The following is a 20,467-nucleotide window of genomic DNA, read 5'->3' on the forward strand; positions in this document are numbered from 1 at the left end:
CCGCGCCGATGCTCAGGGTTATCCTCAAACGGCTCGTCCTCATGCCGTTCTTGGTCCTGGGCATCGTGACCGCGACTTTCGTGCTGGCCCAGTTTACCAAGGGCAACCCGCTTGTCTCGATCATTGGTGCGCGCGGGCTCGAGAATCCGGATGTCGTGGCGGCAGCGAAAGCGCGCTGGGGCCTCGATCGCTCGGTGCCGGAGCGCTACGTGATCTACGTCGCGAATCTGGCGCAGGGCAATCTCGGCACCTCCTTCCGCACCAAGCAGCCGGTGCTGACCGACCTCGCGCAGCGGCTGCCCGCGACCTTGGAGCTGGTGATCTGTGCGATGATCGTGGGCGCGGTCAGCGGGATATTGCTCGGCGTGATTTCGGCGCAGTTTCGCGACACGCCAGCCGACCACACCGCGCGTTTCATCGCGCTGCTCGGTTCCTGCATTCCGATGTTCTGGCTGGGTCTGCTGGTGCTCTTTATCTTCTCGGTGCAGACGCATCTGTTGCCGGGTCCGGGGCGGCTCGATATCCGGTCCGATCCGCCGCCCACCGTCACCGGCTTTCTGCTCATCGATACGCTGGTTGCCGGCGAATGGTCTTCGTTTGTTGATGCGCTGCGCCATCTCATACTGCCGTCGCTGGTGCTTGGATGGTCGGTGACGGGCATCGTCTCCCGCATGGTGCGGGCCAGCATGCTCGACGTGCTGGGGCAGGACTTCATCACCATGGCGCGCGCCAAAGGCGCGGGCGAGACGCGCGTGCTGATGAACCACGCGCTGCGCAACGCGCTGATCCCGGCGCTGACGATTCTCGGCTTCACCTTTGCCTATCTGATTACCGGCTCGGTGCTGGTGGAGACGATCTTCTCCTGGCCCGGCATCGGCTCCTACGCTGTCGAGGCGGCACGCGCGCTGGACTATCCGGCCATTACAGGCGTCACCATCATCGGCGGTCTTGGCTTCCTGATCGCCAATCTGCTGACGGACATCGCCTATGCCGCGGTCGATCCGCGCATGCGGTCGGCGGCCTAGATGTCCGCCACCACGATGCTCGCCGCCACCGCGCGGCGCGGGATCTACGGACGCTTCGCGAGGCGGCTGAGCTGGCGTTCCGCGCCCGTCATTCTCGGAGCAGTCATTGTGGTCACCTTCATCGTGATCGCCATCACGATACCGCTCTGGACGCCCTATGATCCTGTGGCATTGGCCGGCCGCAGGTTGCAGCCGCCGAGCGCCGAGCATTGGTGCGGCACCGATGCGTTAGGACGTGACGTCTTCATCCGCACGCTGTATGGCGCGCGCTATTCGCTGCCGATTGCCGCCATCGTGCTCGCGGCGGGTGTCAGCATCGGCACGTTGCTGGGCGCGGTTGCGGGCTTCGTCGGTGGCCTTCTCGACAGCGTGTTGATGCGCTTGGCCGATATCACCCTGTCCTTCCCGCCGATCCTGCTGGCGATGGCGATCGCGGCCTCACTTGGGCCAGGACTTCTGCACACCGCCATCGCGCTGATCATCGTGTGGTGGCCGATCTATGCGCGGCTGATGCGGGCGCAGGTGATCAATGTGAAGGGGCTCGACCATGTCGATGCCGCTGTGATCGCCGGGGCAATGCCTGGGCGGATCCTGTTCCGCCACATCATCCCGCTTTGCTGGAGTCCGATCCTTGTCAATATGACCATGGATGTCGGCCAGGTGATTCTGCTCGCCAGCGGGTTAAGCTTCATCGGCCTTGGCGCGCAGCCGCCGACGCCCGAATGGGGACAGATGATCGCCGAGGGTGCGAGCAGCTTCTATTCCTGGTGGATCGCCCTTGGTCCGGGTCTCGCGATTTTCCTCCTCTCCCTATCCTTCAACTTCCTCGGCGATGGCATGCGGGACCTTATCGATCCCCGCTCCAGGATGTCGCGTTGACCGAGACGGCCGAGAAGCTGCTCGACATCCGGGGGCTGTGCATTTCCATTCCCGGCCGCGAGGGTGCGCGGGTCGCCGTGTCGAATGTCGATTTCGAAATCGGACGCGGTGAGGTGCTGGGTCTGGTCGGGGAATCCGGTTCGGGCAAAAGCCTTTCGATGATGGCGGTGATGGGCCTGCTTCCGCATGGCATGCAGGTCTCCGGCTCGATCCGCTTCAATGGTGAGGAGCTGGTCGGCGCTTCCCAGCGACGTTTGCGGGCCCTGCGCGGTCGCCATATCGCAATGGTGTTCCAGGACCCGATGACGGCGCTCAATCCGGTGCTGACCATCGGCGCGCAGCTGACCGAGGCGCTGATGCTGCACAACCGGACATGGTCGCGGCGACAGCTTCGCGCCCGGGCGATCGAATTGCTGGAACTGGTCGCGATCCCGCTGCCGGAGCGGCGGTTCGACCAGTATCCGCATGAATTTTCGGGCGGCATGCGCCAGCGAGTGGTCATCGCCATTGCCGTCGCCAATGATCCGGAACTGCTGATCGCGGACGAGCCGACGACCGCGCTGGACGTGACGATCCAGGCACAGATCATCGAGATCTTCGACCGGCTGCGGCGGGAGAAGGGTCTAGCGATCATGCTCATCACCCATGATCTCGGCCTGGTCGCCGGGCTCGCTGATAAAGTGACGATTCTTTATTCGGGCCGCGTCGCCGAGCGCGGTGAGATCGAGGCGGTGTTCCACCGGCCCCGGCATCCCTATACCGCCGGTCTGCTGGCCGCCGTGCCCTCGATCGACACGACAAGCGCCCGTTTGCATGCCATCGAAGGCGTGCCGCCGTCGTTGCTGGATCGTCCGTCGGGCTGCCAGTTCCATCCCCGCTGCGCCTATGCCTTGCCGATCTGCATCGAGCAGGATCCGGACTTCCAGTGGTTCGGCAATTCCATGGCCGCCTGCCACCGCGCCGCCGAGATTTTGCCCAATGTCGATTAGTTCCGTGGCCGCCGAGGCGCCGCTCCTCAAGGTCGAGGATGTGCGAGTCGAGTTCCCGATCACCCGCGGCCTCATCTTCCAACGCAAGGTCGGCAGCATCGGCGCGGTTGCCGGAGTCTCGCTCACTCTCGCGCCGGGAGAGACGCTGAGCCTGGTGGGCGAGTCGGGTTGCGGCAAGTCGACCTTGGCGCGGGCCATTTTGCGGCTGGGCACGCCGAGCACGGGGCGCATTCTGTTCAAGGGGACAGATCTCTCGCGCCTATCGCCCGCCGAAATGCGGCCGTTTCGCCGGCATCTGCAACTAGTCTTTCAGAATCCCTATGCCTGTCTGCACCCGCGCATGACAGCGCACGACATCATCGCCGAGCCGTTGCGCATGCTGGGGCTGGATCGACGGGAGCAGGACGAGCGGGTGGTTCGCTCGATGGAGCGGGTGCAGCTTCTGCCGGAGCAGGCGGGCCGCTATCCCTTCGCTTTCTCCGGCGGCCAGCGGCAGCGGATCGGCATCGCGCGCGCGCTCGCGGTCGATCCCGAGATTGTAGTGCTGGACGAGCCGGTCTCCGCGCTGGACGTTTCGGTGCAGGCGGGCGTGCTGAATCTGCTCAAGGATCTGCAGGCGGCGCAGGGGCTCGCCTATCTCTTCATCGCGCATAACCTATCAGTGGTGCGGCATATCTCGGACCGCGTGGCCGTGATGTATCTCGGCAAGATCGTGGAGAGCGCGCCGCGCGATCAACTCTATAAGCGGCCCGCCCATCCCTATACCGAGGCGCTGCTTTCCGCCGCGCCGGTGCCGGACCCGGTGCGCGAGAAGCAGCGGCGCCGCATCGTGCTGCGTGGCGAGATCCCGAACCCGGCGGACCGCCCCTCCGGCTGCGGCTTTCGTACGCGTTGCCCGAAGGCCACCAAGACCTGCGAGGAGATCGAACCGCCGCTGCTAGCCATCGCCGAGGGCCATGTCGCGAGCTGCCATTACCCGAACCGCTGAGCCGAGGGGTTTTGGGGTTGGAGGTGTCCACTCCGCCACGTCATGCCCATTCCACCACGTCATGGCATGCGAAGGCATGCCATGACGGACGTTTTGGTAACGCTTCGATACTAGACCATCCACGCTGAGGCCCGGTTTCTACTTCGCCCGCAGGGTCGCCCATGGTACGGTTCTTGCTCTGTATCTGCGGGACCATGCTGGAGTGGTTATCCATGCGGAATATCGGACCAAATCACGGCCTCCCTGACATGCGGATCGAGGAGGTTCTGCGCTTTGCCCTCGGGGCGCTGCGCGCGTCGTCCTCGGTTTTCTATTGGATCGACGAAACCCTGGAGATGCAGTCGGCTCAGGTCTCGGGCGCCTGCGAGGAAAGTTTCCACCTGTATGAGGGTGGGATGAATTCCTGCGATCCCTTGAATGTCCGGCGCCTGGTCACTTCAGGGAAGCGCGTCGCAACGCTGGATGCGGATCACGGATTAGCGCCCGCCGCCGAATACGCTCGCTATTGCAGTTACTTGCGCGATAGCCGGATCAGCGATGTTTTGGATTTTGTTTTCTGGCACGGCGATTTCGCTTTCGCCGGATTGGGCATCATCAAGACAACGGAGGATCCGCCGTTCTGCGCGGAAGCCTTGAGCTTTGCCGCCTCCATGCAACCCTATATCGAGTTTAATCTCTTCAGCCATCCTCGGTTGCGGCACCAGCGGCTCACCCGACAATTGAGCGCGGCCTACGGGCTGACCCGCCGGGAGATCGAGGTTACGAAACTGGTACGCCAAGGCTGCACCAATCACGATGTGGCTGACGAACTCGGGATCGCCCTGACCACCGTTAAAACGCATCTCATGCGGCTTTTCGACAAGCTGGGCGTCGAGAACCGGACGTCTTTGGTGTCACGCATCAATCAAATGGAAGGCGAACACCTCGCGGCTGCCTGAGCCGCGGGTGCTGCTTTATCGAGCGAAGGTGGGAGGCGCGATCGCCTCCCACCTTCCAGCTTAGTGAAGCAAGTAAGGCGTGAATGCTCGGCCTTCGCCGAGCATGACCTGGCGGATTGGAGGGATCAGTAATCCATCCCGCCCATGCCGCCCATTCCACCCATGCCGCCGCCACCGCCGCCACCGCCCATCGGGGCGGATTTGTCGGGACGCTCGGCGACCATCGCTTCGGTCGTGATCATCAGCGACGCGATCGAGGCCGCATGCTGCAACGCCGAGCGCACAACCTTGGTCGGGTCGATAATGCCGGCCGCGACCAGGTCCTTGTAGTCGCCGATCTGCGCATCGAAGCCGAAGTTGTACGCGGCGTTCTCCAGCACCTTGCCGCAGATCACCGCGCCATCCTCACCAGCGTTCTCGCTGATCTGACGCATCGGCGACTGAAGGGCCTTGCGGACCACCTCGATGCCGAAACGCTGATCGTCGTTGTCACCCTTGAGGTCCTTCAGCACCAGCGAGGCGCGTGCCAGAGCGACGCCGCCGCCCGGAACGATGCCTTCTTCGACCGCCGCGCGCGTCGCGTGCAGACCGTCGTCAACGCGATCCTTGCGCTCCTTCACCTCGACCTCGGTCGAGCCGCCGACGCGGATCACGGCGATGCCACCGGCGAGCTTCGCGAGACGCTCCTGCAGCTTCTCCTTGTCGTAGTCCGAGGTGGTCTCCTCGATCTGCGCGCGGATCTGGGTGCAGCGGCCCTTGATGTCCTCGGTCTTGCCGACGCCCTCGATGATCGTGGTCGTCTCCTTCTCGATCAACACCTTCTTGGCGCGGCCGAGCATCTCCAGCGTAACGGTCTCGAGCTTGATGCCGAGATCTTCGCTGATGACGGTGCCGCCGGTGAGGATCGCGAGATCTTCCAGCATCGCCTTGCGACGATCGCCAAAGCCCGGAGCCTTCACGGCCGCGACCTTCAGGCCGCCGCGCAGCTTGTTGACGACGAGCGTCGCGAGAGCCTCACCCTCGACATCCTCGGCGATGATCAGCAGCGGACGGGCCGACTGCACGATGGCTTCCAACAGCGGCAGAAGCGTCTGCAGGTTGGAGAGCTTCTTCTCGTGGATGAGAATGTACGGGTCGTCGAGCTGCGCCGTCATCTTCTCGGCGTTGGTGATGAAGTAGGGGCTCATGTAGCCGCGATCGAACTGCATGCCCTCGACGACATCGAGTTCAGTCTGGATGCCCTTGGCTTCCTCGACGGTGATGACACCCTCGTTGCCGACCTTCTGCATTGCTTCCGCGATCATGCGGCCGATCTCGCCTTCGCCATTGGCGCTGATCGTGCCGACCTGGGCGATCTCGGCCTCGGTCGTGATCTTCTTGGTGCGCTTGGCGAGTTCCTCGACGACGGCGACAACCGCCTTGTCGATGCCGCGCTTGAGGTCCATCGGGTTCATACCGGCGGAAACGGCCTTGCCGCCCTCACGGATGATCGAGTGCGCCAGCACGATCGCCGTCGTGGTGCCGTCGCCGGCCACGTCGTTGGTCTTGCTCGCGACTTCACGCACCATCTGCGCGCCCATGTTCTCGAACTTGTCGGCGAGCTCGATTTCCTTGGCGACGGTAACGCCGTCCTTGGTGATGCGCGGGGCGCCATAGCTCTTGTCGATGACGACGTTGCGGCCCTTGGGGCCGAGTGTCACCTTCACCGCGTCGGCGAGAACGTCAACGCCACGAAGCATGCGGCTGCGAGCGTCGGCGCCGAAGCGCACATCTTTGCTGGCCATATATGTTTTCTCCTTCTAAGTCAGGTCTCAAATGGGTAGCCCCCGGCGCTCGAGGCTTTCCTGGTGTGCCTACCGCGATGACCGGTTTCTATCCCGGGCCGGGTTTGTCAGCGTGCCGTCATTTTGCCGACGGCTGGCCCTCGACGATGCCCATGATGTCGCTCTCCTTCATGATGATGAGTTCCTCGCCATCAAGCTTGACCTCTGTGCCGGACCACTTGCCGAACAGGATGCGGTCGCCGGCCTTGACGTCGAGGGCAACGATCTCGCCGGTCTCGTTGCGGGCGCCCGGGCCAACGGCGATGACTTCGCCTTCCATCGGCTTCTCTTGGGCGGTGTCGGGGATAATAATGCCGCCACGGGTCTTTTCTTCGGCCGTGACGCGGCGGACAACCACGCGGTCGTGGAGGGGACGAAACTTCATGTTTCTAATCCTATGAATTGGGCGCGCAATACGTTAGCGGCACCAATTTCGCCGCCGATCGCGAGCCGGCACCTACAAAAAATAGCACTCTTCGCGTAAGTGTGCCAGGACCGCCACCAGTTCTCTGGCGACCACCTGTGCGGCAAAGAGCCAATCATCTATGTGGTGATTGGCACCATCCGCGTGTGACGCCCAGCCGCCTGCGCCGTCTATCCTGCCATTAGCGGCGCTACGCCTACCCAGGCGCCGATGCTGGGCCCACATAGACCCACCCTCCCTTCGTCACGTCTTCCGCGTGGATGCCAACGCCCTGGTAGAATAGCCAGTGGCCCATCTCCCAGCCCCAGACACGGTGTCCATAAGTTGGGTGGCTCACCCAGTGAAGGGTTCCATCGGCCGTGCCGCGAGGAGGCATGCATACGTCCACTATGTCGGTCTCCTCTCAACAGATAACTATGGGCGCCTGCCGTCGTGACTGGTTTTACCAGGGCACCGTCTCGCCGCGGTAATTGAAGTAGCGAAGACCTGGCTTCCCGGCTAGCGCCTCAAGGGCATCGACGACGCCTGGGATGCTCTCCTCGATGCTGAGGTTTGCCTGCGGACCACCCATGTCCGTCCGCACCCAGCCCGGGTCCACCAGCGCCAGATTGCGTCCAGCGTGCCTGACGGCGTAGGAGCGCATCAGCGTGTTCAATGCCGCCTTGCTGGCCCTGTAAACCTCCCAGCCGCCCGATTCATTGAGGCTTACGCTGCCCAAGCTGGATGACATTGCCGCAATCGTTCCCTCCGGTCGGACAAGGTCCCCAAGCGCTTCGATGATCCGCATCGGGCTCAACGCGTTGGTCACCATGATCCGGTTGAATTCCTCGGTGGAGATGCTGTCCACCCGATCGCCGGCTCCAAGCGAGACGCCCGCGTTGAGGAATAGGAGGTCAATCTGACTGCCGGATAGTCGCTTCCGGAGCGCGTTCACGGCGTCAGGGGCGGTCACCTCAAGCTGTTCGATCGCGAGCCTTCCGGCCGACTGCTCCGCGACCTTGTGGAGGTCGGTATGGGAGCCACCCCGCACGGTCGCAATAACGGACCAGCCGCGTGATAGCCATTCCCGGGAGAGAGCAAGACCAAGGCCGCGTGAGGCGCCGACGACAAGTGCGGTCCCAGGTTTGGCGACAGGCATCAGGCTTCTCCAGAGGTCAGGCAGCGGGGATTTGGTCCTGCAGAATTACCGCCGTTTGGCGGCGAGGCAAGGCCGATTAGGCAGCGATCCGCGACGCTCTTGAGGTTCCGATCACTGTGCCGGGCAGCCCTTGACAGCGTCGTCTTCGTCCTCTTTCTGGCATTAGCCTACGTATATTCAGCTCGGCCCAATGTTGACGAATGCACACGCCGCTGGGTTTCGATATTTTTGCCCGTCGCCCTTGAAATTGACTTTCCATCGATCATCGAGCCTTCCTTCGGCTTCGCCCACGCCCGCGACGTAGCGAAGCCGCAGGTGTTTCCAGCCAAACACTGGTTTGAAAAACCCATGAAGTTGCCATCGTGCCCTGCGCGGCAGAAATCATCGACGGCAACCGTGAGTTCCCGCACTCCCTGAGGAACGTCGCCCTGAAGGTTTCTTGGAAACCGTATGTGCAAATGTCGTAAGGTTGAAGCTGTGCACAAGGGTGGCACTATTTGGCTGGAATTTACTTACTTTGAGCGCTCGGCCGATCGCCATTCTGTTCCCCTGAACACATTCCTGTTTAGCATATGCCTTGACAGAACAGCCTACTTTCCAATAATGCCATGTTTCTCGTTCCCCAGACAGCTTAGCTGCTATCTCTCGCTGCCAGATGAGCAGCCATCGGAACATGCTTGTCGGATTCAGGCTCGATCCCGGCTGCCACTTTAATTCTGAGGCCGCCTGAGGCAAATTTCGTCCCAAAACCAAGAGGATAGTCGACTGTGTCAAAAGCCTTCATCGCTTCCGTCCGATTGAGGTCGCTTTCTGTTCCGTGATGCTTTCGCTCCAGCTTCTCAGCGAAGCAGAGCGGAGGCGGCCGTCTGAAATCGCCGGAATCCACGCGCGATTTCCTGAAGGGATCTTACGGTTGCTTGAAGGACTTCGTCGTCTTCATGCGTCTCGATCGTTCGGACGAGGCATGGGAGTTCCACAGCTCCCATCGGCAGGCTTATGCTTCGTATAGCATGTAGCTGCCTTCTGAGTTCCTCAACGTCGGCAGCTGTCATAGCCGCGATTAGCTTAGTTTGAACCTCGATGAAATCGCTCGAGAACGTGTCCAGCAGACTCCGATAGGTGTCAGGGCTGAGATCCTGAACGAGAGCACTCACGACTTGATGATCGATCGCTGGACACTCGAAGCTTTTTTCCGAATCAACCCCACTTTTCGCTTGGCCGTCGATCCCTGAGGTTTGCATTCTATCCATTGAGCGCCTCAACAACCTCCTTTTATCAGGTTCGGAGAATAACTTACTCTGTCTCGTGCGGCAATGACCGTTGGGTCAACTCTGGAGCCTATAAGCTTCAGATCTATGCTACTGCGCGCTGCAGGCATGGAGCAGCGCGTCGCAGTTAGCATCCAATTACTCCGGCCTACAGTCACGCCGAAAAGCGACGTGCCTGTGGTGTAGAAATACGCCGTGATCGCGATCAACTTTCGTCCATATCCCTTTTGCGCGAGCCACTATCTGGCGCGTCGGAGTGAGGCGGCGATGGTTCCAAAGTACGCCGACCTTGCGCGTGAGCTGCAAGAGGAGGCAATGCAGGTGCGATGGAGAGGGACGGCGGCAGCGGCTAGAAGAAAGATTACATTCGCGAGATTAGCTGGCAGACATTTGAGCTTAGCTTAGGGAGTTGCCCCGTTGAGATGGAATATCGGTATTGACAACATCGCGCGGGTTGTGGGGTTCCGCCCTCATGATCTTCTAGAGCCAAAAATCCAACGACGTTTGCGGGATTGACTCGGGCGCAAAACCTTACGTTCCTGAGGAGAGTGGGCCACTCATTTGGATTTGGCATGAGCAAGCTGAACGATCCGACTGCCGCGGGGTTCACGGCCGGCGAGCGAGAGTATATCCGGCGAGAGCTCGATATGTTCTTCTCGACATATCCGACGGTCGCCGAGGGCTTTATGCTCAAAACCTGGCGGGGGCGGACCTGAGAGCGGAAAGCCTAAGCTCTCGCCCATCGCCAACGGTCTGATCGAGCGGGGGCTGATGCGGCTTGATACCGGATCACGTCCCCCTCGGTTATTCTTCACGACAAAAGGGCTGGCCGAGCTGCGGGCAATGATGACGGACCGCCGTTTCGCCGATCCGAAGAAGTTTCAGCACATCCGGCAGGAACTTGGCATCGACCCCGTCCCAGAATCCTAGGACGATTGTAACGTCGGCGACGTAGTTACCCCGCTTGTCACTGCAGGAAACGCGGAGCATGGAAACATCCGAAATGCTGACCAAGGCGTAGCTGGGTCAAGTTGCGAGATACAGGAAGAAAGCTGCAGGCACAGCAATGATTGTGACGCCGCGCGCCTCAGCTCAGATCCGTATGTGTAGGTCTCAGTCGATCCCAATTAGACGTGTCAGACGGCTTAGACCGTAACCCACGATGCTTGCGACCAGCAGAGATGGAATGGGCCGATTCGTCGTCGCACGGCGGGTATCGGCCGCTACGGAGCGAACCCGATCCACAGTCTCACCATAGGCACCCTGAGCATCGGCGGCGACCTGGCGAGCTTTGCCTTCGAGAACGAGGATCGCTAAAGCAAAAGTTGCCAAAGCCAGAACTGATTTCATGGATGCATTCTCCCTGCTTATGTGCCAACTCAGCGAGGATGAAGCAGCTTGCCCAGCGCGTAGCCGACGGCCCCAGCTATTAGCAGGGCGATCAACGGTTGTTGCTCCACACCTTTGCCAACAGCGGTCGCAGCATCTGCCGCCTGCTCGACTACCTCGCCGTACGCGTCTCGAGCTTGGCCGGCCACCCGACGCGCTTTGACCTCAAGCTGAGCTCTGGTGTCCCCAGCCAAGGCATCCTGGACCTTTTCAGCCAAATTCTGGAAAGTGTCTCCAATGCGATCTGCGTTCACGCTCATCTCCCGAACTTCCGAAACTTAGTCGACGTGTGCGTCGGGACTAATCAGCTGATCAGGCGTAGGAACCCGTGTCGCTGAGACTGCCCGCCGCGTTCTCTACTCTAAGAGAGCACATTGGGTGTCATCCGGTTCGCGCAACCTGAGTTGGCAAGGATAGGCTTTGACAGCACCAGGATTGCCAGGCCCGTCTCACGCAGTTGCTCAGTCACTGCTGCGCTGAAGCCCGACGACCAGTCGCTAGTGACCTGGCCGCACGTAAACGCACCGAGAAAACGCGCGGATGCGCAAGCAAACACTGAGTGATTGCAGGAATCTAAACTGTAATCCGGTTGCGACTGCCAGTCCGTGATCAGGCGATCACTGGCCGGGACCTGGATGGGGGCGCGCCCGACATCGCGGCCTCGCCGCTGGCGTGCGCTGTGTCTGGCAGCGCCATGACCCGGAAACCATGCAGAAGCGGCTCAAAGCCCTGGAGGCCAAAAGCGCCCAGGACGGCCTGGTGCTGACAGAGGCCCAGGTTGCAGCCCCGGAGCGCGCCAGCTGGACAAGGAGGCGTTCGGCGAGTTCGAGAGTGACTGCCCGGCCTATTACGGGGCTCAGGACACGTTCTATGTCGGCACGCTCAAAGGCGTGGGGCGCATCTATGACCAGGCCTTCATCGACACCTACACCAAGCTGGGCTTCGCCAAGCTGTGTGACCGCAAAACCCCGATCACCCCGGCCGATCTCCACGACGACCGTATCGTGCCGTTCTTCGACCACCAGGATCTCAAGCTATGCCGGGAGCTGACCGATCGCGGACCCGAGTTTTGTCGCATCTGGCGGGCGGGGACATCGGCCACAGCCGGACCAAGGCCCGCAGCCCGCAAACCAACGGCATCGTCGAGCGGTTCCATAAGACCATGCTCAGCGAATTCTACCAGGTCGCCTTCCGCATGCGAATCTAAAGCAATATCGCGCAGCTGCACTGACCCCGACGTCTGGATGGCCAGCTACAACGAGCAACGGTCCCACCAGGGACGCTGGTGCTATGGCAAGACACCCATGCAGACCTTCATTGACAGCAAACCCGTCGCCAGAGGCAAGATGCTCAATGCCGCCTAACGTCGGACACGATAGGCCATCCGACACCATCCAGGGCATCTGTCAGATCGAATCACGACTAGTACACTTAACGAAAGTAATTGTCGTTGCTGTAGCGGGGTGGACCAGGATGTGCGGCCTAAATGGTCCTGCACCCGACGGGTGCCATCGGCCAGGTGTTGCCTGGTTGGCCTCTTTGTGGTCTCTGGAAACACCGAACTCCTGACGGAGCCACTCGACAGCATCGAGATCTCCCGTAGAACTCCGCCGCCATCCGGCACGCCGCGCTGTACGGAGGAACCATGGTCAAACCTCATCGTCTGCGCAGGAAGGATTTCGTCTTGACTCCGGTCAAGTGTTCCCACGTCAAAGAGCGCCTGTCGAAATGCCTGACAAGGCCACTTGTGGCTCTCGCGCTGCTCCCGCTTGGCGGCTGCGGCGAAGAATTCCGGCTGTTCTACCCCAAAGGCCCTGTCGCAGCCGCGCAGCTCAAGTACACAATGATCGATGTGGGCATCATGCTGCTCATAATCCTGCCGACAACCTTGATGCTGTGCCTTTTCATCTGGCGCTACGGCAAGGCGCGCAAGGCCGCCTACGATCCGGATTGGGCTCATTCTATGACAATCGAGCTCCTGATCTGGGGCGGCCCGATCGCGATCGTCGCCCTGCTCGCGGTTTTTACCTATGAGTCCGTCATCGAGACCAATCCCTATGACCCGACCGTGCTCCGCGCGCCCGCCGGCACGCAGGTGCCAGCGCAAGCTCCATTGGAAATTGATGTCATCACGACGGACTGGCAGTGGTTCTTCATTTACCCGAAGCAGCATATCGCGACGATCGACGACCTTGTCGTGCCACAGGGGCGGGTAGTGCGGCTGCGGATGACATCCACATCAGTCACAAACGACTTCTTCATCCCGCAACTTGCACCGATGATCGACGTGATGCCCGGCATGCAGACGCGGGACGCCTTTAGTTCCGACGGTCCAGGAACGTTTACCGGCTTCTCCGCCGACTTCAGCGGTGCGGGCTTTTCATGGATGCAGTTCTCCACCCGCGTCATGAGCGGGGACGGCTTCAGCAGCTGGGTAGCCGGAGTGCAGGCGGGCCAGGCGCAGCCGAACCGCGGTGCCTTGTCCTACGCGGTGTTCCAGAAGCTCGCTCATCCCACGCTGAACATCGGCGCCAAGCCGGGCTACTTCGCCTCAGTGGACACCGGCGTGTTCAATCGTGCCGTGACGGACGCGTTGAACGGGTTGACCTATCCCGTCCCCGCTGACCTCACCGAGAAAATGGCGCCCGATAGCGGCCCATCCAATCAGCGCCGAAGCTCCGAAAACGGAAAGGGCTCATAGAGTGCCAGTCCATCTGCAGGGCCCCTGGTCCTTTCTGTTCGGCCGTCTCACGCTGCACGCCATCCCCTACGATAACGTCATCATTCTTTTCGCTTTCACGCTCGCCGCCGTCGCGGGCATCGCCATTGTTCTGCCCGTCCTTTACTTCAAGAAAATTCCTTACCTCTGGCGCGAGTGGATCACGACCGTCGATCACAAGAAGATCGGCGTCATGTACATCATCGTCGGGCTCGTCATGATGTTCCGCGGGTTCTTCGACGGGCTGATGATCCGGACACAGCAAGTACTCGCGGACGGACCCCACTCGCCGCATTTTCTAGACGCCTCGCACGGCTACATTCCGCCGTACCACTTCGATCAGATCTACAGTTCCCACGGGACCATTATGATCCTGTTTGCGGTGACGCCAATCCTCACCGGCCTCACCAACGTCATTGTGCCCCTTCAAGTCGGCGCCCGTGATATGGCTTTTCCGTATATGAATGCCCTCAGCCTCTGGCTGACCGCGATGGGTGCGGCGCTCGTCATGGTCTCGCTGTTCGTCGGTGATTTCTCGGATGCGGGCTGGTCTGGCCTGATCCCGCTGACCGAGCTGCCCTTCAGCCCGGGCGTCGGCGTCGACTACTGGGTCTGGTCTATCCAGATCTCGAGCATCGGGACCACCCTGAACGCCGTCAATATGATCGCCACCATCGTCATGATGCGTGCGCCCGGCATGACGTGGTTCCGCCTGCCGGTTTTCACCTGGACGACGCTCTCTACCAACATCATCGGCCTGACCGCTTTCCCGGTTCTCGGCGTGGCGCTCGCGATGCTGAGCTGCGACCGCTACATCGGCACGCATTTCTTCACGGCCGGCATGGGCGGCAACCTGATGCTGTACACCAACCTATTCTGGATCTGGGGCCACCCGGAGGTGTACTTCCTCGTGCTGCCGGCCTTCGGCATCTTCTCGGAAATCATTCCGGCTTTCTCGCACCGGCCGCTCTTTGGCTACACCACCATGGTCGCGGCCACCTTCGCGATTGCGGGTATCGCCTGGCTGGTCTGGCTGCATCACTTCTTCACCATGGGCGCCGGCCCTGGGGTGAATACCTTCTTTAGCGTGGCCACGATGCTGGTGGGCGTGCCGACTGGCGTGAAGGTCTTCAACTGGGTCTTCACGATGTACCGGGGCCGGCTAACCTTCGAGACGCCTATGTTGTGGTGCCTCGGCGGCCTGTTCATGCTGCTGGCCGGCGGCCTGACCGGCATGATGCTTGCGATGCCGGCCATCGACTACACAGTCCACAACAGCGTCTTCGTGGTGGCTCACTTCCATTGCATGGTCCTGCTCATCGCCTACGCGATCTTCGGCGCCGTCACCTTCTGGTTCCCGAAGGTCTTCGGCATGCAGCTCGACGAGCGCAGCGGCAAGCTGTTCTTCTGGACCTTTTCGACCGGCTCCATCCTGGTCTTCGTAGCCATGTTCGCGCTCGGCTTCATGGGGGAGACGCGGCGGCTGGATTATCTTTACGACCCGCACATGCTGCCCCTCCTCATCATCCAGGAGATTGGTATCGGCTTCTACGGCCTCTCCGTCCTGATCTTTGCGTGGATGCTTTTCGTCAGCCTCCGCAACCGGAACACAAGCCTCGAATCCGATCCATGGGGCACGTCGCGCACCTTGGAGTGGCTGACCCGAACGCCGGTACCCTTCTACAACTTCGCTGTCATCCCGCAGATCAATGCGCGGGATGAGCTGGACTGGCGGCGGCGCGGCGGGCTCGATCTCTCGCATCCCGATCGCTTTGTGCCTATCCACATGCCAAGCAACACGATGATACCGATCCTGATCGGCATCTGCTCCTTCGGCCTCGGATTTGGCATGATCTGGCGCATCTGGTGGATGGCGGGAGGCGGCCTGCTCGCCATCATCGCCCTGGTCACCTTCCGCTCGTCCCAGCACACGCCCGGCTACATGTTGCAGCCGGCCGAGATCGCCTCGATGGAACGGCGGACGGCCGCCTCCGGCATCATCGCCGAGCAGCCGTCGCGACCGCCGCTCGTGGAAGCCGGGGCCCACTGATGGCAATTCACCAGCGGCCTGCCACCCCGGACTCGGTGCTGTGGCAGCACGAGGCTGAGGCGCATGACGATATCGCGACGCGCACCCTGGGCTTCTGGCTCTACATGATGAGTGACGCGCTCATTTTTGCGGCGCTCTTTGCCGCCTATGGCGTGCTCGACCAGACAACTAATCTCGCAGGCGGACCCGGTGCCCACCAGATCGTCCACCCGCTCGCAGGCTTCTGGCAAACTCTCGCCGTTATGACGAGCGTCTTCGCCTACAGCCTCGCCAGCGTTGCCATGAAGATGCGCAGCCAGCCGGGCGTCATTCTCTACATCACCATCGCCCTCGTCCTTGGCCTCGTCTTCATCGGACTGGAACTCGGCGACTTCGCACGGCTCATCGCCCTAGGCGACGGTCCGGACCGCAGCGGCTTCCTCTCAATCTACTTCGTTCTGATCGGGACGCACGGGCTGCACATGGCCTTCGGCATCCTCTGGATGCTCGTCATGATCGTTCAGGTGGCAAGGTCCGGCTTCACCCCAGGCATCGTCGCGCGCCTGCTCAACCTGCGGATGTTCTGGCAGTTCCAGGCCTCCGTCTGGGTCTGCGTCTACGCCTTCGTTTATCTTAGGGGAGCCTTCTGATGGCCACTCATGGACAGGATCCGCTGCTGCACTCCGAAGTGCGCCAGGCAAGCACCGGCGGCTATTTCGCCGGTTATGCCGCCTCCATCGTTCTCATGCTGGCGGCGCTGCTGGTCACGCAGCAGCATGTGCTTACCTACCCTGCCTTCCTCTGGGTTATATTCTCGCTCGTCGTTATCGCGCTCGTCGCACAGGCTACGTTGTTCTTCGGCTTGGGCCTGTCCCCGGCTCAAGCCTGGAAAAGCGTCTCGCTCATCCTCACGCTGCCGCTCTTCGTCTTCACGATCGGGCTTTCGGTCTGGATGTTCCACTCGCTTGCGCCGCGCGTTATGCCCGACACGATGCCGGGCATGGACATGACTCAGCAACCGACGTTGCTCGAGTAGCGGCGGCCAGGTAGGGAAACGATCCACATGAGCTTCGCCACCACACTCTCCGATGCTTTCATGGTTGTGTTCCGCGCCCCGCCCGAAACCCATGAGGAGGTCGCCGCCCGCGTAGAGGAAGAGCGGGACGACGCGGCGTCGCCGGGACCCATCGAAATTCGTAAGGCCGGCCTCAATGACCTCGTCTCCGCGCTGCGCGAGGGGTTTGACGACCTCCGCGCATTGCGGACCGACCAGATCACGATCGCAGTGCTCTTTCCGCTTGCCGGCCTGGTTGTCGCCGGCGTCGTCGCGGACCGCGCGCTGCTGCCGTTCCTGTTCCCGGCCGCATCCGGTTTCGCACTGATAGGACCGCTGGCGACGCTCTGGTACGCGGCCCTCAGCCGTGGACGCGAGCTGTATGGAGAGGATGCCGCCGCGCATCCCGTGAATCTTTTCTTCGGGCCACGCGGCCGGTCGCTGCGCGTCCTCGGCGGTATCGCCATTCTCCTCTTTTTGCTATGGCTCGCGGTCGCTGGCGTCATCTATCACTCGACGCTCGGCACTTCATCCGACAAGGCCAGCGCTTTCTTCCTCACCCGGGTGCTGACGACCACCGCCGGCTGGAAGATGATCGTCATCGGCTGTGGCGCCGGCATCATTTTCGCCCTGGTTGCCGTGGCGATCGGCTGCGTGTCCTTCCCACTTGCGCTCGATAAGCCGGTGACGGCGATGGAGGCAATTGGTGTCTCGTTGCAGGCGATGGCGCGAAACCCGGTTTTCATGCTGGGCTGGGGCGTGGTGATCGTCGTCGGTCTGGTCATCGGCGCCATTCCTGGGCTTTTTGGCCTGGCGGTCACTTTGCCGCTCCTCGGCCACGCAACTTGGCATGTCTATCGTCGCATCGTCGCCTGAGCCAATCGCTTCTCAAGTCTGAAATGCAACTTTAGTGCGTCCCACCAACGTATAGCGGCGGGTGGGCGACGCGCTGATTCCGGCACCGGTTCCACCACCATGGCGCCGGCGACAGCACGGCGAAATGCCAGCACCGGCACGAGGGTGATCGCGAAAGCTAGGACACGGCGGCGGGTTGTGTTCAGCATGACAAGCCCGCTTCCCGAAGGTTGCTTTCAAGCGATCGGCCTTCCCGAATCCGCTGCCAGTGCGATCGTCACCTTCGCCACAACGCTATGTCAACCGCGTCGATCGGAAGACGCTTACGGATCCGCTGCCAGAGTTCGGTGTGCGGCTAAGCCCCGAGCACCGTCCATCAGCAGCGGAACACCGCCGTTAGGTCCTGGTGAGCGTCGCATCGATGCGCATCTACCGAACCGCATGGCGAGACATTGTCTCTTATTTAGCTCATCACGCGCGCTTGCGGTTACGTTTCCTTACGTAGCAGCAATCCAACGCAACAAATATCCAGCTAAACGAAGGTCATTCAAACCGCCTACGCCCAATTAACCGCTAAAATTCGAAAGTTTTAGACATGGACAATTTCAGCGCTGATGCCTCCTCCCTTTCGACTTATTCGGAGGACGCAGCAGAGCTTAGCGAGAACTTTGGGCCATCGTCGGCTCCAGCTAAGCGCTCGAACGCCGCGTCGAGCCTAATGCGGCTCGCGTTGATTGACAGTTACAGCCTCACACGCGAGTGTTTCCTGTCGTCATTGGGTGATTTGTATCCCGACAACAAGATCCACGCTTTTGCATCTGTTGACGAGTGCATTTCGCAAGAAGGCAGCGGGTTCGACCTTATCGTCTACTACTCCCACGGCTCAGAGGCCTCTCTTTCAGGAACCTCGCAGCTCCATCTGGCTTTTGAGAGCGCAAGACTGGTCGTCTTGTCGGACCTCGAAGAGGGTCGTCAGGCAAGCACAATTCGCGACGCACTTACGAATGGCGCGAACGGCTTCATCCCAACGCAAACGACAAGTCTCGCGATGACCCTCGCGGCTATCCAGTTCGTGCAGTCGGGAGGCACCTATGTGCCCACTGATGTCATGTTGAAGGAGCGCACAGGTCGCACGGCCGCTGAAGCAGTTGTTCGGTTACCCAGCCAACTGACGGTGCGCCAGGGACACGTGATGGAACAGCTGCAGCTCGGAAAAGCCAACAAGATCATTGCGTTTGATCTCGGGATGAGCGAAAGCACCGTTAAGGTCCATGTTCGCAACATTATGCGCAAGATGGGGGCGACTAACCGGACGCAAGCGGCCTTCGCGGCATATCGTCTGTCCAGTGCAACCACGACGAGCCAATGGGCATCGGCCTGATCAGACGCAAGCTGCGATTGCGTTCAAGTTGCGCTGCCATCGACGATCATCTGATGTGTTGCTGGTAACTTGTCGATACTGACCGCGAGGTCAACGCGGAGTTGAAGTCGTATTTTACTATCTCCTTGCGCGACGCCTCTGCCCGGCTCGCGTCGGCTTGCGGGCCGACGGCGAAGCTAAAGCGGGGCCGGGTTGGCGGAGACTTGAAGATTCCGCCAACCCGGCGGTCGCGAGATCGGGTCGCGGCCGCCGCTACCCCGCGCCAGCGCACTATCCCCGTAGCGGCCACCGCAAATGCTGCGCCCGGTTCGCAAGGGCAACGTCGGGCCAATCTGCGAACCCATGCGTGATCCCGGGTTGGTCCAGGTGCGGCCTGAACCCCGCGACTGCCGGTCAAGAAGCGGCGGTGCGCAGGGTTTTGCACCCTGTCAGGGATACACACAAGAAGTTCACTCCCGCTCTTATATGCACAATTTTAGCTTCTCTCGAATTCAACGCACGCGTTCTAGACCCAGAATCTTGTGCGGGGTGGCGGCGGTCACGCGGCGGAGCCGCTCTCTAGAACACAGACAAGACGCTGCTGGAAACCTTGGTCGCGGAGCTCCCGGCTAGCAAAATGCTGGCTAACTTTGTAAAGGAAGTTCCTCGGCGTGGAATGAAAGGATCTCGTGCCTATTTATGGATTTCAGAGAAGCACACTACCAACACGTACCCGCGATACTGTCGCTGATTGCGCAAAATTCACTTGTTCACAGGGTGTGACTCAGCTTGCACCGAGCACCGGGGGCACGCATGAAAATCGTCACACGCTACGATCGACTACCTATAGAGGAGCGGTCTTTTGACTGGACGGCGACAATGGACAGCTACCAAGCCGGAGATCCGGTTGGAAAAGGAGATACCGAAAAGGCCGCAGTCGCCGACCTTCTCGTGCAAGTAGACCTCAAGGATTATGAGGCACTCGGATTGCTGGAGGCGCCCCATGAGGCTGCTGCATCAAAGAGCTTATCTTGAGGACCTTCCGTGCGAACTACGGACAACGCGTTATCTTCGACACGGCAGCGGCGAACTCGACGCCTCCTAGAAGCAGCAGCTGTTATTATCGTATCGTCACCGCGGCCGATCGCGCAGTAGCTGCTCCAGCTTCTTGCCTGAATCATCAAGGGGTGTGAAAACGATCAGCTTCATATCCGGCAGGTCGCCCACGCCAAGGCTGGAGTATTCGAAAAGCATTTGCCCCGCGGTCGGGTGATTGATGCGTTTCTGGCCCGCGAGCGGGCGTGCCACCTCACGCTGCGGCCACCACTGCGCGAACTCTGTGCTTTGACGCGTCAGGTGAGCGATGAGGCGCATGAAATCCGGGTTTCCGGTATGCCGGGCATAGTCGGCGCGGAACATCGCGAGCGAGGCCCGCGCCACTGCCTCCCAATCGACGAGCAAGCGGCGGTGCGCCGGATCTGTAAATATTAGATGGAGCGTGTTGCGCTCATCGCCCTCGAGCCGCCCATACGGGCCATACACCACCTCGGCTGCCCTGTTCCACGCCAGCACGTCCCACCGCCGGCCGA

General features: G+C 61.1%; 20 protein-coding genes and 2 pseudogenes. 15 read left to right on the plus strand and 7 right to left on the minus strand.

The features are described 5' to 3' along the window. Positions 1 to 8: 8 nt before the first annotated feature. The 5 genes from GSQ92_RS27305 to GSQ92_RS27325 all read left to right on the plus strand — a co-directional run bounded on the left by GSQ92_RS27305 (position 9) and on the right by GSQ92_RS27325 (position 4,819). Positions 9 to 1,025, plus strand: a complete 1,017-nt coding sequence (locus GSQ92_RS27305; protein WP_159014683.1) for an ABC transporter permease — start codon at positions 9 to 11, stop codon at positions 1,023 to 1,025. Next, complete coding sequence (locus GSQ92_RS27310) at positions 1,026 to 1,904, plus strand: ABC transporter permease (RefSeq protein WP_159014684.1); 879 nt, start codon at positions 1,026 to 1,028, stop codon at positions 1,902 to 1,904. It abuts the gene before it with no gap. Next, the gene (locus tag GSQ92_RS27315; RefSeq protein ID WP_216857003.1) at positions 1,901 to 2,893 is read left to right on the plus strand and encodes an ABC transporter ATP-binding protein; all 993 of its coding nucleotides are present in this window, start codon (positions 1,901 to 1,903) and stop codon (positions 2,891 to 2,893) included. Before GSQ92_RS27310 ends, GSQ92_RS27315 begins: the two co-directional genes overlap by 4 nt. Next, positions 2,883 to 3,881 carry an ABC transporter ATP-binding protein gene (locus GSQ92_RS27320; RefSeq protein WP_158806615.1) on the plus strand — a complete coding sequence of 333 codons (999 nt, stop codon included), beginning with the start codon at positions 2,883 to 2,885 and terminating at the stop codon, positions 3,879 to 3,881. Before GSQ92_RS27315 ends, GSQ92_RS27320 begins: the two co-directional genes overlap by 11 nt. Before the next feature lie 212 nt (positions 3,882 to 4,093). After that, positions 4,094 to 4,819, plus strand: a complete 726-nt coding sequence (locus GSQ92_RS27325) for a response regulator transcription factor (protein WP_158806614.1) — start codon at positions 4,094 to 4,096, stop codon at positions 4,817 to 4,819. Positions 4,820 to 4,944: 125 nt separating this feature from the next. On the opposite strand, the gene groL is transcribed toward GSQ92_RS27325, so the two are convergent. The 4 genes from groL to GSQ92_RS27345 form a co-directional block, all read right to left on the minus strand. Then, on the minus strand, positions 4,945 to 6,603 hold the full coding sequence (gene groL, locus GSQ92_RS27330) for a chaperonin GroEL (protein ID WP_159014685.1): 1,659 nt from the start codon (positions 6,601 to 6,603) through the stop codon (positions 4,945 to 4,947). Positions 6,604 to 6,721: 118 nt separating this feature from the next. Further along, the gene (gene groES, locus GSQ92_RS27335) at positions 6,722 to 7,027 is read right to left on the minus strand and encodes a co-chaperone GroES (protein WP_159014686.1); all 306 of its coding nucleotides are present in this window, start codon (positions 7,025 to 7,027) and stop codon (positions 6,722 to 6,724) included. Between the two features lie 481 nt (positions 7,028 to 7,508). Then, entirely contained in the window at positions 7,509 to 8,204 is a 696-nt protein-coding gene (locus tag GSQ92_RS27340) for an SDR family NAD(P)-dependent oxidoreductase (RefSeq protein ID WP_159014687.1), read from the minus strand. A 631-nt stretch (positions 8,205 to 8,835) separates the two neighbouring features. After that, on the minus strand, positions 8,836 to 9,090 hold the full coding sequence (locus GSQ92_RS27345) for a hypothetical protein (RefSeq protein WP_159014688.1): 255 nt from the start codon (positions 9,088 to 9,090) through the stop codon (positions 8,836 to 8,838). Between the two features lie 954 nt (positions 9,091 to 10,044). Here GSQ92_RS27345 and GSQ92_RS27350 point away from each other — a divergent pair. Both GSQ92_RS27350 and GSQ92_RS27355 read left to right on the plus strand, forming a co-directional pair. Continuing rightward, positions 10,045 to 10,188 (plus strand): hypothetical protein, encoded by a 144-nt coding sequence (locus tag GSQ92_RS27350; RefSeq protein ID WP_159014689.1) that lies wholly within the window; start codon positions 10,045 to 10,047, stop codon positions 10,186 to 10,188. Positions 10,189 to 10,243: 55 nt separating this feature from the next. Next, complete coding sequence (locus tag GSQ92_RS27355) at positions 10,244 to 10,402, plus strand: hypothetical protein (RefSeq protein ID WP_159014690.1); 159 nt, start codon at positions 10,244 to 10,246, stop codon at positions 10,400 to 10,402. A 183-nt stretch (positions 10,403 to 10,585) separates the two neighbouring features. On the opposite strand, the gene GSQ92_RS27360 is transcribed toward GSQ92_RS27355, so the two are convergent. Next, complete coding sequence (locus tag GSQ92_RS27360) at positions 10,586 to 10,822, minus strand: hypothetical protein (protein WP_159014691.1); 237 nt, start codon at positions 10,820 to 10,822, stop codon at positions 10,586 to 10,588. 29 nt (positions 10,823 to 10,851) lie between these two features. Then, positions 10,852 to 11,121 carry a hypothetical protein gene (locus GSQ92_RS27365; RefSeq protein WP_159014692.1) on the minus strand — a complete coding sequence of 90 codons (270 nt, stop codon included), beginning with the start codon at positions 11,119 to 11,121 and terminating at the stop codon, positions 10,852 to 10,854. A 370-nt stretch (positions 11,122 to 11,491) separates the two neighbouring features. Between GSQ92_RS27365 and GSQ92_RS31270 the strand changes: the two are divergent. The 8 genes and pseudogenes from GSQ92_RS31270 to GSQ92_RS27405 all read left to right on the plus strand — a co-directional run. Continuing rightward, a pseudogene (locus tag GSQ92_RS31270) lies at positions 11,492 to 12,225 on the plus strand (integrase core domain-containing protein); the annotation flags it as partial. Between the two features lie 320 nt (positions 12,226 to 12,545). Continuing rightward, on the plus strand, positions 12,546 to 13,562 hold the full coding sequence (locus tag GSQ92_RS27375) for a cytochrome C oxidase subunit II (RefSeq protein WP_254066723.1): 1,017 nt from the start codon (positions 12,546 to 12,548) through the stop codon (positions 13,560 to 13,562). 34 nt (positions 13,563 to 13,596) lie between these two features. Continuing rightward, positions 13,597 to 15,630 carry a cbb3-type cytochrome c oxidase subunit I gene (locus tag GSQ92_RS27380; protein ID WP_216857006.1) on the plus strand — a complete coding sequence of 678 codons (2,034 nt, stop codon included), beginning with the start codon at positions 13,597 to 13,599 and terminating at the stop codon, positions 15,628 to 15,630. Next, positions 15,630 to 16,259, plus strand: a complete 630-nt coding sequence (locus tag GSQ92_RS27385; protein WP_159014695.1) for a cytochrome c oxidase subunit 3 — start codon at positions 15,630 to 15,632, stop codon at positions 16,257 to 16,259. The genes GSQ92_RS27380 and GSQ92_RS27385 overlap by 1 nt, the downstream gene beginning before the upstream one ends. Then, positions 16,259 to 16,645 (plus strand): cytochrome O ubiquinol oxidase, encoded by a 387-nt coding sequence (locus tag GSQ92_RS27390; RefSeq protein WP_159014696.1) that lies wholly within the window; start codon positions 16,259 to 16,261, stop codon positions 16,643 to 16,645. The genes GSQ92_RS27385 and GSQ92_RS27390 overlap by 1 nt, the downstream gene beginning before the upstream one ends. 27 nt (positions 16,646 to 16,672) lie before the next feature. Beyond that, on the plus strand, positions 16,673 to 17,539 hold the full coding sequence (locus GSQ92_RS27395; RefSeq protein WP_158803199.1) for a DUF2189 domain-containing protein: 867 nt from the start codon (positions 16,673 to 16,675) through the stop codon (positions 17,537 to 17,539). Positions 17,540 to 18,113: 574 nt separating this feature from the next. Further along, positions 18,114 to 18,899 (plus strand): response regulator transcription factor, encoded by a 786-nt coding sequence (locus tag GSQ92_RS27400; RefSeq protein ID WP_159014697.1) that lies wholly within the window; start codon positions 18,114 to 18,116, stop codon positions 18,897 to 18,899. A gap of 792 nt (positions 18,900 to 19,691) precedes the next feature. Further along, complete coding sequence (locus GSQ92_RS27405; protein WP_159014698.1) at positions 19,692 to 19,913, plus strand: hypothetical protein; 222 nt, start codon at positions 19,692 to 19,694, stop codon at positions 19,911 to 19,913. Positions 19,914 to 20,009: 96 nt separating this feature from the next. Here GSQ92_RS27405 and GSQ92_RS30585 read toward each other — a convergent pair. Beyond that, positions 20,010 to 20,467 (minus strand): annotated as a pseudogene (locus GSQ92_RS30585) (transcriptional regulator); the annotation flags it as partial.

It is taken from the genome of Acidisoma sp. S159, assembly GCF_009766125.1.
Taxonomy (GTDB): domain Bacteria; phylum Pseudomonadota; class Alphaproteobacteria; order Acetobacterales; family Acetobacteraceae; genus Acidisoma.

Coding starts and splice junctions, on each gene's coding strand:
- GSQ92_RS27305 (WP_159014683.1), top strand. CDS start 9: ATGCTCAGGGTTATCCTCAAACGGCTCGTCCTCATGCCGTTCTTGGTC.
- GSQ92_RS27310 (WP_159014684.1), top strand. CDS start 1,026: ATGTCCGCCACCACGATGCTCGCCGCCACCGCGCGGCGCGGGATCTAC.
- GSQ92_RS27320 (WP_158806615.1), top strand. CDS start 2,883: ATGTCGATTAGTTCCGTGGCCGCCGAGGCGCCGCTCCTCAAGGTCGAG.
- GSQ92_RS27325 (WP_158806614.1), top strand. CDS start 4,094: ATGCGGAATATCGGACCAAATCACGGCCTCCCTGACATGCGGATCGAG.
- groL (WP_159014685.1), bottom strand. CDS start 6,603: ATGGCCAGCAAAGATGTGCGCTTCGGCGCCGACGCTCGCAGCCGCATG.
- groES (WP_159014686.1), bottom strand. CDS start 7,027: ATGAAGTTTCGTCCCCTCCACGACCGCGTGGTTGTCCGCCGCGTCACG.
- GSQ92_RS27340 (WP_159014687.1), bottom strand. CDS start 8,204: ATGCCTGTCGCCAAACCTGGGACCGCACTTGTCGTCGGCGCCTCACGC.
- GSQ92_RS27350 (WP_159014689.1), top strand. CDS start 10,045: ATGAGCAAGCTGAACGATCCGACTGCCGCGGGGTTCACGGCCGGCGAG.
- GSQ92_RS27355 (WP_159014690.1), top strand. CDS start 10,244: ATGCGGCTTGATACCGGATCACGTCCCCCTCGGTTATTCTTCACGACA.
- GSQ92_RS27360 (WP_159014691.1), bottom strand. CDS start 10,822: ATGAAATCAGTTCTGGCTTTGGCAACTTTTGCTTTAGCGATCCTCGTT.
- GSQ92_RS27365 (WP_159014692.1), bottom strand. CDS start 11,121: ATGAGCGTGAACGCAGATCGCATTGGAGACACTTTCCAGAATTTGGCT.
- GSQ92_RS27385 (WP_159014695.1), top strand. CDS start 15,630: ATGGCAATTCACCAGCGGCCTGCCACCCCGGACTCGGTGCTGTGGCAG.
- GSQ92_RS27390 (WP_159014696.1), top strand. CDS start 16,259: ATGGCCACTCATGGACAGGATCCGCTGCTGCACTCCGAAGTGCGCCAG.
- GSQ92_RS27395 (WP_158803199.1), top strand. CDS start 16,673: ATGAGCTTCGCCACCACACTCTCCGATGCTTTCATGGTTGTGTTCCGC.
- GSQ92_RS27400 (WP_159014697.1), top strand. CDS start 18,114: ATGGACAATTTCAGCGCTGATGCCTCCTCCCTTTCGACTTATTCGGAG.
- GSQ92_RS27405 (WP_159014698.1), top strand. CDS start 19,692: ATGAAAATCGTCACACGCTACGATCGACTACCTATAGAGGAGCGGTCT.